This window comes from Kitasatospora sp. NPDC008050 (assembly GCF_042957465.1).
In the GTDB taxonomy this organism is placed as follows: domain Bacteria; phylum Actinomycetota; class Actinomycetes; order Streptomycetales; family Streptomycetaceae; genus Kitasatospora.
This window is the reverse complement of record NZ_JBIBIJ010000007.1, coordinates 404825-418517: the sequence shown is the minus strand read 5'-3', so window position 1 is coordinate 418517 and position 13693 is coordinate 404825. Positions and strand designations below refer to the sequence as shown.

At 73.2% G+C, this 13693-nt stretch carries 11 protein-coding genes; 4 read left to right on the top strand and 7 right to left on the bottom strand.

What is annotated here, in order from left to right:
- The first annotated feature begins 39 nt into the window (after positions 1-39).
- On the top strand, positions 40-1179 hold the full coding sequence (locus tag ACFZB9_RS17420; RefSeq protein WP_391447963.1) for an FAD-dependent oxidoreductase: 1140 nt from the start codon (positions 40-42) through the stop codon (positions 1177-1179).
- Here the strand turns inward: ACFZB9_RS17420 and paaE are convergent.
- The 7 genes from paaE to ACFZB9_RS17385 all read right to left on the bottom strand — a co-directional run bounded on the left by paaE (position 1167) and on the right by ACFZB9_RS17385 (position 9153).
- Entirely contained in the window at positions 1167-2234 is a 1068-nt protein-coding gene (gene paaE / locus ACFZB9_RS17415) for a 1,2-phenylacetyl-CoA epoxidase subunit PaaE (RefSeq protein WP_391447961.1), read from the bottom strand. The genes ACFZB9_RS17420 and paaE overlap by 13 nt on opposite strands.
- On the bottom strand, positions 2234-2719 hold the full coding sequence (gene paaD, locus ACFZB9_RS17410) for a 1,2-phenylacetyl-CoA epoxidase subunit PaaD (protein ID WP_391447959.1): 486 nt from the start codon (positions 2717-2719) through the stop codon (positions 2234-2236). The genes paaE and paaD overlap by 1 nt, the downstream gene beginning before the upstream one ends.
- Entirely contained in the window at positions 2713-3588 is an 876-nt protein-coding gene (gene paaC, locus ACFZB9_RS17405) for a 1,2-phenylacetyl-CoA epoxidase subunit PaaC (RefSeq protein WP_391447957.1), read from the bottom strand. The genes paaD and paaC overlap by 7 nt, the downstream gene beginning before the upstream one ends.
- An 11-nt stretch (positions 3589-3599) precedes the next feature.
- Positions 3600-3887, bottom strand: coding sequence for a 1,2-phenylacetyl-CoA epoxidase subunit PaaB (paaB, locus tag ACFZB9_RS17400; RefSeq protein WP_391447955.1), 288 nt, complete (start codon positions 3885-3887; stop codon positions 3600-3602).
- Positions 3880-4860 carry a 1,2-phenylacetyl-CoA epoxidase subunit PaaA gene (gene paaA / locus ACFZB9_RS17395; RefSeq protein ID WP_391447953.1) on the bottom strand — a complete coding sequence of 327 codons (981 nt, stop codon included), beginning with the start codon at positions 4858-4860 and terminating at the stop codon, positions 3880-3882. The genes paaB and paaA overlap by 8 nt, the downstream gene beginning before the upstream one ends.
- Positions 4861-5009: 149 nt before the next feature.
- Positions 5010-6215, bottom strand: coding sequence for a M20 family metallopeptidase (locus ACFZB9_RS17390; protein ID WP_391447951.1), 1206 nt, complete (start codon positions 6213-6215; stop codon positions 5010-5012).
- A gap of 436 nt (positions 6216-6651) precedes the next feature.
- Entirely contained in the window at positions 6652-9153 is a 2502-nt protein-coding gene (locus tag ACFZB9_RS17385; protein WP_391447949.1) for an RICIN domain-containing protein, read from the bottom strand.
- Between the two features lie 271 nt (positions 9154-9424).
- Between ACFZB9_RS17385 and ACFZB9_RS17380 the strand changes: the two genes are divergently transcribed.
- From ACFZB9_RS17380 to ACFZB9_RS17370, 3 genes are all read left to right on the top strand, one after another.
- A complete protein-coding gene (locus ACFZB9_RS17380) occupies positions 9425-10447 on the top strand; it encodes an aldo/keto reductase (RefSeq protein WP_391447947.1) in 1023 nt (340 codons plus the stop codon).
- A gap of 92 nt (positions 10448-10539) precedes the next feature.
- The gene (locus ACFZB9_RS17375) at positions 10540-11169 is read left to right on the top strand and encodes a TetR family transcriptional regulator (protein ID WP_391447945.1); all 630 of its coding nucleotides are present in this window, start codon (positions 10540-10542) and stop codon (positions 11167-11169) included.
- A 517-nt stretch (positions 11170-11686) separates the two neighbouring features.
- Positions 11687-13684, top strand: a complete 1998-nt coding sequence (locus tag ACFZB9_RS17370; RefSeq protein WP_391447943.1) for a putative Ig domain-containing protein — start codon at positions 11687-11689, stop codon at positions 13682-13684.
- The last annotated feature ends 9 nt before the right edge of the window (positions 13685-13693 follow it).

Genomic DNA, 13693 nt, shown 5'->3' with positions numbered 1-13693 from the left:
GAGGGGAACAACCGGTCACGCCCGTGATGTTTTACGGGCGTGACTGTTGATTCCGCAACCAAAGCGCCCGCCGAGGTCGACGTGGTCGTAGTCGGCGCGGGCCAGGCGGGCCTCTCCGCCGCCTACCACCTGCGCCGGCGGGGCTTCGCGCCGTACCAGGGCTTCGTCGTGCTGGACGCGGATCAGGCGCCCGGGGGTGCCTGGGCGCACCGCTCACCCTCGCTGCGGATGGCCACCGTGCACGGCTTCCACGATCTGCCCGACTTCGAGCTGCCAGCGCCCGACCCGGCCGCGCCGGCCCGCGAGGTGGTCCCCGGGTACTTCGCCGCCTACGAGGCGCGGCACGCGCTGCCGGTGGTGCGCCCGGCGCCGGTGCGGGCGGTGCGCGAGGGCACCGGCGGACGCCTGACGGTGGAGTCCTCGGCCGGCACCTGGTCGGCCCGCGCGCTGATCAACGCCACCGGCACCTGGACCAGGCCCTTCCTGCCGCACTACCCGGGCCACTTCGGCGGTCGGCAGCTGCACTACGCCGACTACCGGGGTCCGGCCGAGTTCGCGGGGCGGAAGGTGGTGGTGGTCGGCGGCGGGGCCTCGGCGATCCAGGTGCTCTCGGAGGTCGCCGAGGTGGCCGGGACGATCTGGGTGACCCGGCGCGAGCCGGTCTTCCGCGACGGCCCCTTCAGCCCCGAGGCCGGACGGGCAGCCGTGGCGCTGGTGGCGGAGCGGGTGCAGCAGGGCCTGCCGGTGCGCAGCGTGGTGAGCGTGACCGGGCTCGGCCCCTCGGTGGCGCTGCGCCGGGCCGAGCGGCTGGACGCGCTGCACCGGCAGCCGATGTTCGACCGTCTCACCGAGCACGGCGTGGCCTGGGGGACGCGGGAGGTGGCGGTCGACGCGATCGTCTGGGCCACCGGTTTCCGCCCCGAGGTCGGACACCTGGCGCCGCTCGGGCTGCGCGAGCCCGGCGGCGGCATCCGGCTGGACGGCACCGAGGCGGTGGCCGACGCCCGGGTGCAGCTGGTCGGCTACGGACCCTCGGCCTCCACCGTCGGCGCCAACCGGGCCGGGCGGGCCGCCGTCAACCGGATCGTCGCGTTGCTCGGCGCCCCGGCCCAGCCGGTGTCCCGGGCCTCGTTGTCCCGGGCGTCGTGGTCTCAGGCGTCGTGGTCTCAGGCGTCGTAGTCCACCGTCACCTTGTCGGTGACCGGGCGGGCCTGGCAGGTGAGCACGTAGCCGGCCGCCAGCTCCTTCTCCTCCAGCGCGAAGTTGCGGCGCATCGTCACCTCGCCCTCGGTGACCTGGGCCCGGCAGGTGCCGCAGACCCCGCCCTTGCAGGCGAACGGCAGGTCGGGGCGGGAGTGCTGGGCGCCGTCCAGCACGCTGCGGTCGCGCGGCAGCCGCAGCGTGCTGCGCCGCCCGTCCAGCACCACGGTCACCTCGCTGGTCCCCTCGGCGCCGAGCTCCTCCTCCGCGCGCTCGGAGATCGGCTCGTCCTCGGCGTGGAACAGCTCCTGGTGCACCGTCCCGGGCGCGACCCCGAGGCCGGCGAGCAGCGCGCGGGCCTCGGCGACCATCTGGAACGGGCCGCAGAGCCACCAGTGGCCCACCGCCGGCACGTCGACCAGCGCGGACAGCAGCGCCCGCACCCGCTCGGCGTCCAGCCGCCCGCTCAGCAGCTCGGCGTCCCGGGCCTCCCGGGAGAGCACGTGGACCAGCTCGAAGCGCTCCAGGTAGCGGTCCTTCAGGTCGGCCAGCTCGTCGGCGAACATCACGGTGTCGCTGCGGCGGTTGCCGTAGAGCAGGGTGACCGTGGACTCGGGGTGGGCGGCCAGCACGGTGCCGGCGATCGAGACCATCGGGGTGATGCCGGACCCGGCAGCCAGCAGCACGTGCCGGGCCGGGCTGTCGAGGTCGGCGGTGAAGGCGCCCGCGGGCGGCAGCACCTCCACCGTGTCGCCGGGGGCGGCGCGCCGCACCAGCTGCTCGGAGAAGAGCCCGCCGGGCACCTCGCGCACCGCGATCCGCAGCGGCCCGCCGACCGGGGAGCAGATCGAGTACGAGCGCCGTTCGTCGCCGCCGTCGCCGAGCTGGCGCAGGGTCAGGGTCTGCCCGGCCTGGAAGACGTACTCCTCGCCGAGCTCGGCCGGGACCTCGAAGGTGACGGCCACCGCATCGTCGCAGAGCCGCTCCAGGGCGGCGATCCGCAGGGGGTGGAACTGCGCACGGCGGGGCGCCATCAGATCTCCTTCATGCGTTCGAACGGCTCGCGGCAGGCGCGGCAACGCCAGAGCGCCTTGCAGGCGGTGGAGCCGAACCGGGACAGCTCCTCGGTGTCGGACGAGCCGCACTGCGGGCAGTCGACGGCGAGCCGGGTCCGCCCCAGGTGGAGCAGCCCCGAGGACGGCGGGGCGATCCCGGCGGCGGCGAGCTTGGCCCGGCCGGCCTCGGTGATCAGGTCGGTGCTCCAGGGCGGGTCCAGCCGCAGCCGCACCCGCACCTCGGTGAAGCCGGCCGCACGCAGCCGCAGTTCGACGTCGGCGGCCATCTCGGCGACGGCCGGGCAGCCGGAGTAGGTCGGGGTGAGCCAGACCGTCACGCCGTCCTCGTGCTGCTCGACGCCCGCCAGCACGCCCAGCTCGGCCAGGGTGAGCATGGGCAGCTCGGGGTCGGGGACGGTGCCCGCGATCCGGGCGGCGTCCGGCACGGCCAGGGTGCTCACCATGTCGCCCCCGGGTGCTCGCGGGCCACGCACTGCAGCTCGGCCAGCAGCGGGCCCAGCGCCTCGGTGTGCACGCCCTCCCGGCCGGCCCGGCCGCCGATCCGGGCCAGCGGCCCGGCGCTCGGCACGCTCAGCCCGGCCTCGGCGATCACGGCGGCGAGCTCGGCCAGCACCGGTTCGCGCAGGTCGGCCGGGTCCAGCCCGAGCCGCAGCTCGACCTCGTGCCCGGTGAACAGCTCGTCCAGCAGCGGCCAGACCGCGTCCAGGCCGGCCTGCATCCGGGCCGCGGAGTACGCGGTGCCGTCGCCCAGGCGCACCGTCCAGGCGGCGGCGTACTCCTGGTGGTAGGCCAGTTCCTTGACGCCGCGCGCGGCCACCGCCGCGAGCACCGGGTCGGGTCCGGCGGCCAGCCGCTGGTAGAGGGCGCGGCGGGCGGTGGCGAAGAGCAGCAGGCGGGCGATCGAGAAGCCGAAGTCGCCGTTGGCCAGCTCCACCAGGCGCACGTTGCGGAACTCGTGCTCGGCGCGCCAGTAGGCGAAGTCGTCCTCGGTGCGGCCGGTTCCGTCCGCCTGCCCGGCCCGGGTGAGCAGCAGGCGGGCCTGGCCGAGCAGGTCGAGGCCGAGGTTGGCGAGCGCCACCTCCTCCTCCAGCTCGGGCGCCCGGGTGCACCACTCGATCAGGCGCTGCGCCAGGATCAGCGCGTCGTCACCGAGCAACTGGCAGTAGAGCGAGAGGTCGGCTCCGTCGACTTCCGGCGGCACGGTGGTGTCGACGCCGAGCAGCGGGTCGGCGAAGCCGGTGCCGTAGGCCCAGCGGGCCTCGGCCTCGTGATCGCCTTCGGCGAGCGTCAGGTAGACGTGATCGTCCGTCATCGGGTCCCCCGTCAGATGTGCGGGACATCCTCGGGGATGTCGTAGAAGGTCGGGTGGCGGTAGACCTTGTCGCCGCTGGGCTCGAAGAACGGGTCGCGCTCGTCGGGCGTGGAGGCGGTGATGGCCTGCGAGCGGACCACCCACAGGCTCACCCCCTCGTTGCGGCGGGTGTAGAGGTCGCGGGCGGCGAGCAGTGCCATCCGGTCGTCGGGGGCGTGCAGCGAGCCGACATGGACGTGGTTGAGGCCGCGCCGCGGACGCACGAAGACCTCGTAGAGCGGCCAGGACTGGTCAGACATGGGACTCCTTGTGCTTGCTCGCGACGGCACGCTTCCTCGCATAGGCCACGGCGGCCTCGCGGACCCAGGCGCCCTCCTCGTGGGCGGCCCGGCGGCGGTCGATCCGCTCGGTGTTGCACGGCCCCTGGCCCTTGATCACCTGCCGCAGCTCGGACCAGTCGGGCTCGCCGAAGTCCCAGCCGCCGCGCGCCTCGTTCCAGCTCAACGCGGGGTCGGGCAGGGTGACGCCGAGGTGCTGGGCCTGCGGCATCGTCATGTCGACAAAGCGCTGACGCAGCTCGTCGTTGGTGTGCCGCTTGATCCGCCAGGCCATCGACTGCGCGGTGTTCGGCGAGTCGCCGTCCGGCGGGCCGAACATCATCAGCGAGGGCCACCACCAGCGGTCCACCGCGTCCTGGACCATCCGCCGCTGGTCCGGGGTGCCGCGCATCAGGGTCATCAGCAGCTCGAAGCCCTGGCGCTGGTGGAAGGACTCCTCCTTGCAGATGCGCACCATCGCCCGCGCGTACGGGCCGTAGCTGCAGCGGCAGAGCGGGACCTGGTTGCAGATCGCCGCGCCGTCCACCAGCCAGCCGATCACCCCGACGTCGGCGAAGCTCAGCGTCGGGTAGTTGAAGATCGAGGAGTACTTCTGCCGGCCGCTGATCAGCTTCTCGGTCAGCTCCGCGCGGTCCACGCCCAGCGTCTCGGCGGCCGCGTAGAGGTAGAGGCCGTGGCCCGCCTCGTCCTGGGCCTTGGCCAGCAGGATCGCCTTGCGGCGCAGCGAGGGGGCCCGGGTGAGCCAGTTGCCCTCGGGCTGCATGCCGATGATCTCGGAGTGCGCGTGCTGGGCGATCTGCCGGATCAGGGTGGCCCGGTAGGCGTCGGGCATCCAGTCGCGCGGCTCGATCCGCTGCTCGGCGGCGACCACCGCCTCGAAACGCTCGGCCGGCTCGCCGGACGCCCCGGGCTCGGCCGTGTCCACTGCCACCATGAGAAATCCTCCCGACTGACCGTTCGGTCGGTTCCATTGTGTAGCCAGTGACCTACGGATGACAAGCACGGACCTGGCCCGCACACACCCCGAGGGCGGGCCCGGTGGTCCGGACCCGCCCTCGGGGGTGTGTGGGGTGGTCGGTTCGGCTAGCGCGCGCCCAGCCGGGGCAGCGGCATCGCGAGCAGCCCGGTCAGCAGCGCGAGCCGCGGCGCCAGCTGGTCCAGCTCGATGTGCTCGTCACGGGCGTGCGGCCCCGCGCCGACCGCGCCCAGGCCGTCCAGGGTGGGCAGCCCCCGGGCGCCGGCCAGGTTGGTGTCCCCCGCGCCGCCCGCCGGGGCGCCGTCCAGCTGCTGCCCGAGCACGGCGGCCAGCGAGCGCACATGGTGCAGCAGCGCGTTGTCGCCGGCCCGCTCGGGCCAGGCGGGACGGCTGGAGAGCACCTCGGTGCGGACCAGCGCGCCCGGCCGCAGCGCGGTCAGGTGGGCCAGGCTGTCCAGCGTGCTGCGCTGGGCCTCGGGGGTGGAGAAGCGCAGGCCCAGCTCCGCCTCGGCCTGACCGGCCACCACGTTCGCCCGGGTCCCGCCACGGATCCGGCCGGTGTTCAGTTCGGTGCCCGGCTGGTGGGCCAGGTCGCGCACCGCGACCAGCTGGTCCACCAGCTCGTCCACCGCCGAGGTGCCGTCCTCGGGGTGGTTGCCGGCGTGCGCCTCATGGCCGGTGACCGTCAGCCGCACCCGGGTCGAGCCCCGGCGCGCGGTCTTCAGCCGACCGTCCTCGTGCGGCGGTTCCAGGCCCAGGACGGCGGCGGCGCCGGGGAGCTGGCGCTCCACCACACGGCGGCCGTCCGGGCTGCCGACCTCCTCGTCCGCGGTCACCACCACCCGCACCGAGTGGTACGGGCGCAGGCCGAGGTCGGCGAGGAGGGCGAAGGCGCCTTCGAGGAGGGCCAGGCCGGCCTTCATGTCGAGCACGCCAGGTCCGCTGAGCACGCCGTTGTGCTCGCTGACCGGCCAGTCCGCCAGCGTGCCGGCGGGCCAGACGGTGTCGTGGTGACCGACGAAGAGCAGATGCGGAAGGCTCTCGTCCTGGCCCCGCCAGTGCAGTTGGAGATGGTCGCCGGCCGCGCCCGGAACCCGGCCGACCTCGGCGCCGGTGGCCCGGTAGCCGGCCGACAGCTCCTCGGCCAGGTTGTTCAGGCGGGTCGCGTCGCCACTCGGCGACTCGATGGCGGCCAGCGCGGCACACCGGCGGCGGACACCGGCGGAGCGCGCCTTGGCCTGGGCGGCGAGGGTGCTCGGCAAGCCGGGCAGTGCCTCGGCCCTGGAGGCGGGGTCGGCCGGCGGCGTCGTCACGCGTTGGCTCACCGGGCACCTCCGCGGCGGCAGTCCGTACTCAGCGTGCCGCTGACCGACGTGGCACGCCGAGTGGTTGGTGGCCGAAGGACCCCTGGTGCGGCTGAGCAGTATGGTGCGGCGGAACGGCTGGTCGGCATACGTCCTCCTCGCTCGATCCGGCGGCCCCGCGTCTGCGGAACCCCCGTGGACACCGGCCTCCAGGCAGGGGAAGCCGAAGTGAGCCTAGAAGAACGCGTCGCTTTCCGGCGAGGTGGCCCTTACCTGCGGCCATCTCCCACGATGGACCCGCCGGGGCGCTTCGGCATGGCGAATCGCCAACGGCGCGGGAAAGACCGAGCGGGAGAGGCCGAGCGGAAAGGCCGAGGGGCCGGGCCACGGGGAAGTGGCTCGGCCCCCTGCTGCCGGACAGGCCCGCGGGCTTGTCCGACAAGCACTAGCCCACCGGCGCGAGTTGCCAGCCCTGGTTGCCGCCGCCGTTGGCCGGCCACTGGATCACCGGGGCGCCCATGGTCAGCGAGGCGCCCTGGACGTCGGTGCGGTCGCCGTCCGAGCGGGACTCCAGGGTGTAGCGGCCACCGCCGGCCGGGACCACCAGCCACTGCTGGCCGGTCCCGCCGTTCGGCGTCGACAGGTCGAGCTGGGTGCCCGGCACCGCGGTGCCGTTCGGCACGTCCAGCGCCTTGCCGCTGGCCACGCCGGTGATCGTGTAGTAGCCGTCCCCGGTGCCGGTCAGCCGCCACTGCTGGTTGGTGCCGCCGTTGCCGGGCCACTGGATCACCGGGGTGCCGTCGGCGGTGCCCTGGTTGGCGGCGTCCAGCAGTTGACCGCTGTAGCCGTTGACCAGGTGGTAGGTGCCGTCCAGCGGGGCGGCGGCGCCCGGAGTGATGGCGAGGTTGCTGAACTGCGCGTTGTAGTAGCCGCCGGTGCCGAGCGCGATCTGGCCGGCGCCGTAGGAGCCGTCGGTGACGGTGCCCAGGGTGACGCCGTCCAGTCGGGCGGTGATGGTGCTGCCCTGGAAGCTCAACTCGACGTGGTGCCAGGTGTTCAGGCCGAGCGCCGGGACGCTGCCGGAAGCCAGCGTGGTGAAGCTCCAGCCCTGGCCGTCCTTGAGGATCGTCCAGGCGCCGTTGTCGCCGACCCGCAGGTTGTAGGCGTTCAGGCCGCCGTTGTTGCGGCCCTGGGTGCCGACCCGGCCGAGCAGTTCGGCGGTGCCCGACTGTTCGAGCAGCACGTCGGCGCTGACCGTGTAGTTGGACCAGCTCAGATCGCCCATGGTGGCGTAGGGCTGGTCGCCGGTCTCGTCGGTCCACCGGATCGGGGTGGCCGGGGCCTGCTGGCGCAGGCAGCTGCCCGGCCGGCCGCCGGCGCACGGCGCGGTCTCGAAGGCGCCGTTCATGGCACTGAAGTAGCGGGCCTCCTGGCCGGTCCCGGTGCCGGCGAGGCTGTCGTGGTAGGGCAGCGCGAGCAGGCCGCGCTGGGGGGAGGCGGCGGTGCCGGCGCCCGCCGCGGCCGTGGTGGTCACGGTGTAGACGTGGCCGGGCTGGAGGGTCAGCTGGTAACCGCCGGCGCTCGGCGTGAGGTCCGGGCCGGGGACCAGGTGGTCGGTGGCGGCGTTGGACGAGAAGTCGGTGGACCAGACGTGCAGCGCGCCGGCCGGCAGGCCGCCGGTGACCCGAAGCGTGACGGTCTGCGGCGCGGTGGCGTCCAGCGCCTCGATGACGGTGCTCCAGGCGGAGCGGTCCGGGGCGGCGTAGCTGACGTAGCTGCCGTTCGCGCGGTCGCCGCCGAGATAGCCGGAGGCGGTGTCCAGGTACTGCCAGCCGGGCGCGGTGAACTGGGTGGTCTGGGCGATCGCCCAGGTGCTGCGGCCCACCGCGTAGGCGCCGGACCAGGGCTGGTTCGCCGTCACCAGGCCCATCGTGTTGAAGCCGAGGTTGGGGTAGAGGGCGGCGACCACCGGCCAGTTGATGAAGGCGGTGAGCTTGGCGTCCAGGTAGCCGCGGTTGATCCCGCGCACGATCGGGGCGGCTCCGGTGTCGGCGTCCTCGGAGCCGTTCTCGCTGGCCCAGAGCGGTTTGCCGGTGGCCAGCGCGTCGGCGGTGCTGCTGCAGCTGGTCATCGCGGACATGTAGCCGCAGGGGTAGTGGGTGCCGACGATGTCGACGGCGTTGTCCAGCGCGCTGTCGGAGCGCATCGAGGTGGCGATCGCCCAGGTGTCGTCGGCGCCGACCACCTGGGTGGTGCCGAAGCCGTGGGCGGCGAGGGCGGCGTGCAGGTTCTCGTACCAGGCGGCGTTGTAGCCGCGCTCGTTCCAGCCGCCGAGGTAGTCGATGGGCAGGCCGTGCTGTTTGGCGCAGCCGAGCCAGCTCATCAGGTAGTCGATCATGTCCTGCGACCAGAAGTTCCCGTTGCCGATCCAGCCGGGGGCGCCCCAGGAGAGGGCGTAGAGCTTGATCGCGGGGTTGCGGGCCTTGGCCTGCTCCATCAGCCACCACTCGTAGCCGTTGTCGCAGTCGACGGTGCCGCGGGTGTGCTCGATGGAGGACTCGGCGCCGTCGGTGGAGTTGGTGTCGCCACCGATCTCGGCCTTGAGGATCTGCAGGGCGGCGCCGTAGCCGGGCTTGAAGAGGTAGTCGAGGATCTGGCTGCGCTGGGGCTCGGGGTAGTCGAGCAGCAGCCGGGAGTTGCCACCGCCGCCGCTGATGGCGCCGACGCCGTCGAAGGTGCGCCCGGGCGAGGTGCCGTCCACGGTGATGTCGGTGGGAGACAGCGCGGCGCGGGAGCCGGGGGCGGCGGGCGAGGCCTGGGCGGTCGGGGCCCGGCCGACCAGCAGCGCGAGGCAGAGCGCGAAGCACAGGGCGAGGACGGCGGCGGGAGCGCCCCGCCTCAGAGGGCGCGCGAGGTGAAGGGGCGGGGTGCGGGGGTCGGTGCGCATCAGGTGCAGTCCTCCCGTGGTTCGCCGTGATGGATTGTGATCGCTGCTCGCGAAAAACCAAACGCGACCGAGCAAAAGCAAACGGTAGGGATGCGCCGACATGGCGTCAAGAACTGTGCGCCGATCGACAGTTCCGCATGTCGGGAGAACGGATGACGGACTCTGCCAAACAGATGACGGATGACAGATATTGAAATCTGTCATCCGTCATGCCAAAGTTGTCCTCGAAGGCACCACACAACCCCCCCGCACGACCGCCCCGGAGGCACCCATGACCGCCATCGCCACCCGCAAGCTCGGCCGCACCGGCCCCGTCACCTCCGCGCTCGGCCTGGGCGCGATGGGCATGTCCGACCTCTACGGCCCCGCCGACGAGGCCGAGAGCATCGCGACCGTCCACGCCGCGCTGGACGCCGGGATCACCCTGATCGACACCGGCGACTTCTACGGCATGGGCCACAACGAGCTGCTGATCAACCAGGCGCTGCGCGGGCGCGACCGTGCCTCGGTCGAGCTGAGCGTGAAGTACGGCGCCCAGCGCGGCCCGGACGGCTCCTGGATCGGCGTCGACACCCGCCCCGCCGCCACCAAGACCGCCCTGGCCTACACGCTGCGCCGCCTGGGCACCGACTACGTCGACGTCTACCGCCCGGCCCGGCTCGACCCGAACGTCCCGATCGAGGAGACCGTGGGCGCCATCGCCGAGCTGGTCGAGGCCGGCTACGTGCGCCACATCGGCCTCTCCGAGGTCGGCGCCGCCACCCTGCGCCGGGCCGCCGCGGTGCACCCGATCAGCGACCTGCAGATCGAGTACTCGCTGCTCTCCCGCACCCTGGAGGCCGAGGTGCTGCCCACCGCCCGCGAGCTGGGCATCGCCGTCACCGCCTACGGCGTGCTCTCCCGCGGCCTGCTCAGCGGCCACTGGAGCGCCGACCGGGCGATGGACGGCAGCGACTTCCGCGGCCACAGCCCGCGCTTCCAGGGCGAGAACCTGACCCACAACCTCACCTTGGTCGAGGCGCTGCGCAAGATCGCCGAGGCCAAGGGCGCCACCGTCGCGCAGGTGGCGATCGCCTGGGTCGCCGCCCAGGGCCAGGACATCGTCGCGCTGGTCGGCGCCCGGCGCCGCGAGCGGCTGACCGAGGCGCTCGGCGCACTGCGGATCGAGCTGGACGCCGCCGACCTCGCGGCCATCGAGGCGGCCGTCCCGGCCGGGGCCGCCGCAGGCGAGCGGTACGCTGCCGCACAGATGGCCTCCCTCGACAGCGAGCAGAGCGCGCCCGGCGCGCACTGAGTCGAACGGCGGGCCCCGGGGCGCCCCGCCCCGGGGCCCGGCGGCAGCGGCCACCGCCACACCCGCCGGACCCAGTAAGGACGTAGCACTCCGTGACCCCCGAGACCACCCTCACCCCCGAGCAGATCCTGAGCGCGGCGGAGGACGTGCTGCGCCGGTTCGGCCCGGCCAAGGCCACCGTGGTCGACATCGCCCGCTCGCTCGGGGTCAGCCACGGCAGTGTCTACCGCCACTTCCCCAGCAAGGCCGCGCTGCGCGAGGCCGTCACCCAGCGCTGGCTGGACCAGGCGCACGAGAGCCTGCACTCGATCAGCATCGAGTCCGGCCCGGCCGGGGAGCGGCTGCACCGCTGGCTGACCACCCTGTTCGCCGCCAAGCGCAAGAAGGCGCTGGACGACCCGGAGCTGTTCGCCACCTATCTGACCCTGGTCGCCGAGCACAGCAACACCGTGGACGCGCACCTGCGGACGCTCACCGAGCAGATCGCGCACATCGTCCAGGACGGCGTCTGGCAGGGCGAGTTCAGCCCGGTTCCGGTGGCCCCCACGGCCCGCGCGGTGTTCCACGCCAGCGCGCACTTCCACGACCCCGGCTACGCGGCCGAGTGGACCGACGAGCGCCGCTCGACGGCGGACTTCGAGGCGCTGTGGGCGCTGCTGCACGCCGGCCTGCGCGGCCCCTGGGGCACCCCCGAGCCGAAGCCCCGCACCACCGGCAAGTGACGGTCAGTCATCGAGTTGATCGCGAACTAGTCCATTTGGCACATGAGTTGAGCGTTTCAAGCAGGTAAAGGATGCTGCCCGCACCTTGCCGCTTGACGTGAACGCGCACTAGCGTCTGCCCCACACCAGCCCAGCCCTGACCGGCGGGACAGGTGTGGGGCCTTCTTCTGTCATGACCGTGCCACCGAGCTGACCTCGGTCGGACCGACCTGCGTCGGACCGCCCCCGGAGCGGTGTCCGGCGCCGGACGGTCGTCGGCCCCTCGTTTCGCGCGCTCACTGCCCCACCCACGTGCCCGGTCCGCGGTCGGCGGCCCGGTGCGTCGTCCAGATCAGCGCGTTGCTTCTCCTCTGCGCCGCACACGGCATGCGCCCGTGCGCGGCGTACCCCCGGCTCGCGGCCACGAGTCGTCGAGCCGTCCGCACGTGCCGAGATCCACCAGCACCGGGCCCGCCCAACCGCCAGTCGCACCCCGGACCGGCCGGGCGACGCCCCGACCCCCACGGAGGGTTCAATCTTGCGCACAAATCCCACGGCCGGTCCACGCCCGCGCAGGCTGCGCGCGCTGACCGCCCTGCTCCCGTCGGCGACACTGGTCGCCCTGGGCCTGCTCGCGCCCGCCGCCCACGCCGCCGCCCCGACCACCACGAGCGACAGCGCCGGGGTCAAGCGGGTCTGCGCCGCGCCGACGCACCCGGGCCAGATGGCCTGTCTCGCCCTGGCGCGCACCAACGTGGTCGAGCCGCACGCGATCTCCCCGAACGCGGCTCCCTCCGGCTACGGCCCCAGCGACCTGGCCAGCGCCTACAACCTGCCGACCAGCGCCGGCTCCGGCCAGACGGTCGGGATCGTGGACGCCCAGGACGACCCGAACGCCGAGTCGGACCTGGCCGCCTACCGTTCCCAGTACGGGCTGCCGGCCTGCACCACGGCGAACGGCTGCTTCAAGAAGGTCGACGAGAACGGCGGGACCAGCTACCCGACCGGTGACACCGGCTGGGCCGGTGAGATCTCGCTCGACCTCGACATGGTCAGCGCGGTCTGCCCGAACTGCCACATCGTGCTGGTCGAGGCCACCTCGGCGAACATGAGCGACCTGGGCACCGCGGTCAACCAGGCCGTCGCCCAGGGCGCCAAGTTCGTCTCCAACAGCTACGGCGGCTCCGAGGACTCCACCGACACCAGCTCGGACAGCCAGTACTTCGACCACCCCGGCGTGGCCATCACGGTCTCCGCGGGTGACGGCGGCTACGGCGCCGAGTACCCGGCCTCCTCGCAGTACGTGACCGCGGTCGGCGGCACCTCGCTGACCAAGGACTCCAGCGCGCGCGGCTGGAGCGAGAGCGTGTGGAACACCAGCAGCACCGAGGGCACCGGCTCCGGCTGCTCGGCCTACGACCCCAAGCCGAGCTGGCAGACCGACAGCGGCTGCAGCAACCGCACCGTCTCCGACGTCTCCGCGGTCGCCGACCCGGCCACCGGCGTCGCGGTCTACCAGACCTACGGCGGCTCGGGCTGGGCCGTCTACGGCGGCACCAGCGCCTCCTCGCCGATCATCGCCTCGGTGTACGCGCTGGCCGGCACTCCGGCCGCGAACACCGACCCGGCCTCGTACCCCTACGCGCACACCAGCGCGCTGAACGACGTGACCAGCGGCAGCAACGGCACCTGCTCGCCGACCTACCTGTGCACCGCGGGCACCGGCTACGACGGCCCGACCGGCTGGGGCACCCCGAACGGCACCGCCGCGTTCACCTCGGGCGGCAGCACCGGCGGCAACACGGTGACCGTCAGCAACCCGGGCAGCCAGTCCACCGCCACCGGCAGTGCGGCCGGCCTGCAGATCAAGGCCAGTGACAGCGCCTCCGGCCAGACCCTGAGCTACTCGGCCAGCGGCCTGCCCACCGGCCTGTCGATCAACTCCAGCACCGGCCTGATCAGCGGCACCGCGAGCACCGCGGGCAGCTACTCGGTGACCGTCACCGTCACCGACTCGACCGGTGCCAGCGGCTCCACCACCTTCGGCTGGACCGTCTCCACCTCCGGTGGCGGCTGCTCCGGCGCCGGCCAGCTGCTCGGCAACGCCGGCTTCGAGTCCGGCAGCGCCTCGCCGTGGACCGCCACCGCCGGTGTGATCAACAGCGACACCGTCTCCGAGCCGGCCCACTCCGGCAACTACGACGCCTGGCTCGACGGCTACGGCGCCGCGCACACCGACACCCTCTCGCAGACGGTGACCGTGCCGACCGGCTGCAAGGCCACCTTCAGCTTCTGGCTGCACATCGACACCGCCAAGACCGGCAAGACCGCGGCCGACAAGCTGACCGTCACGGCGGGCTCCACCACGCTGGCCACCTTCTCCAACCTGAACGCCAACAACGGCTACGTCCAGGAGAGCTACGACCTCTCCGCGTTCGCCGGCAAGAGCGTCACGGTGAAGTTCAGCGGTGTGGAGAACTCCTCCTCCGCGCAGACCAGCTTCGTGATCGACGACACGGCGCTGAACGCGAGCTGAGCCACGAGC

Excerpts from the sequence above, each read along its gene's own strand:
- paaC (WP_391447957.1), bottom strand. The coding sequence starts at position 3,588 with ATGACGGACGATCACGTCTACCTGACGCTCGCCGAAGGCGATCACGAG.
- paaA (WP_391447953.1), bottom strand. The coding sequence starts at position 4,860 with ATGGTGGCAGTGGACACGGCCGAGCCCGGGGCGTCCGGCGAGCCGGCC.
- paaB (WP_391447955.1), bottom strand. The coding sequence starts at position 3,887 with ATGTCTGACCAGTCCTGGCCGCTCTACGAGGTCTTCGTGCGTCCGCGG.
- ACFZB9_RS17385 (WP_391447949.1), bottom strand. The coding sequence starts at position 9,153 with ATGCGCACCGACCCCCGCACCCCGCCCCTTCACCTCGCGCGCCCTCTG.
- paaE (WP_391447961.1), bottom strand. The coding sequence starts at position 2,234 with ATGGCGCCCCGCCGTGCGCAGTTCCACCCCCTGCGGATCGCCGCCCTG.
- paaD (WP_391447959.1), bottom strand. The coding sequence starts at position 2,719 with ATGGTGAGCACCCTGGCCGTGCCGGACGCCGCCCGGATCGCGGGCACC.
- ACFZB9_RS17380 (WP_391447947.1), top strand. The coding sequence starts at position 9,425 with ATGACCGCCATCGCCACCCGCAAGCTCGGCCGCACCGGCCCCGTCACC.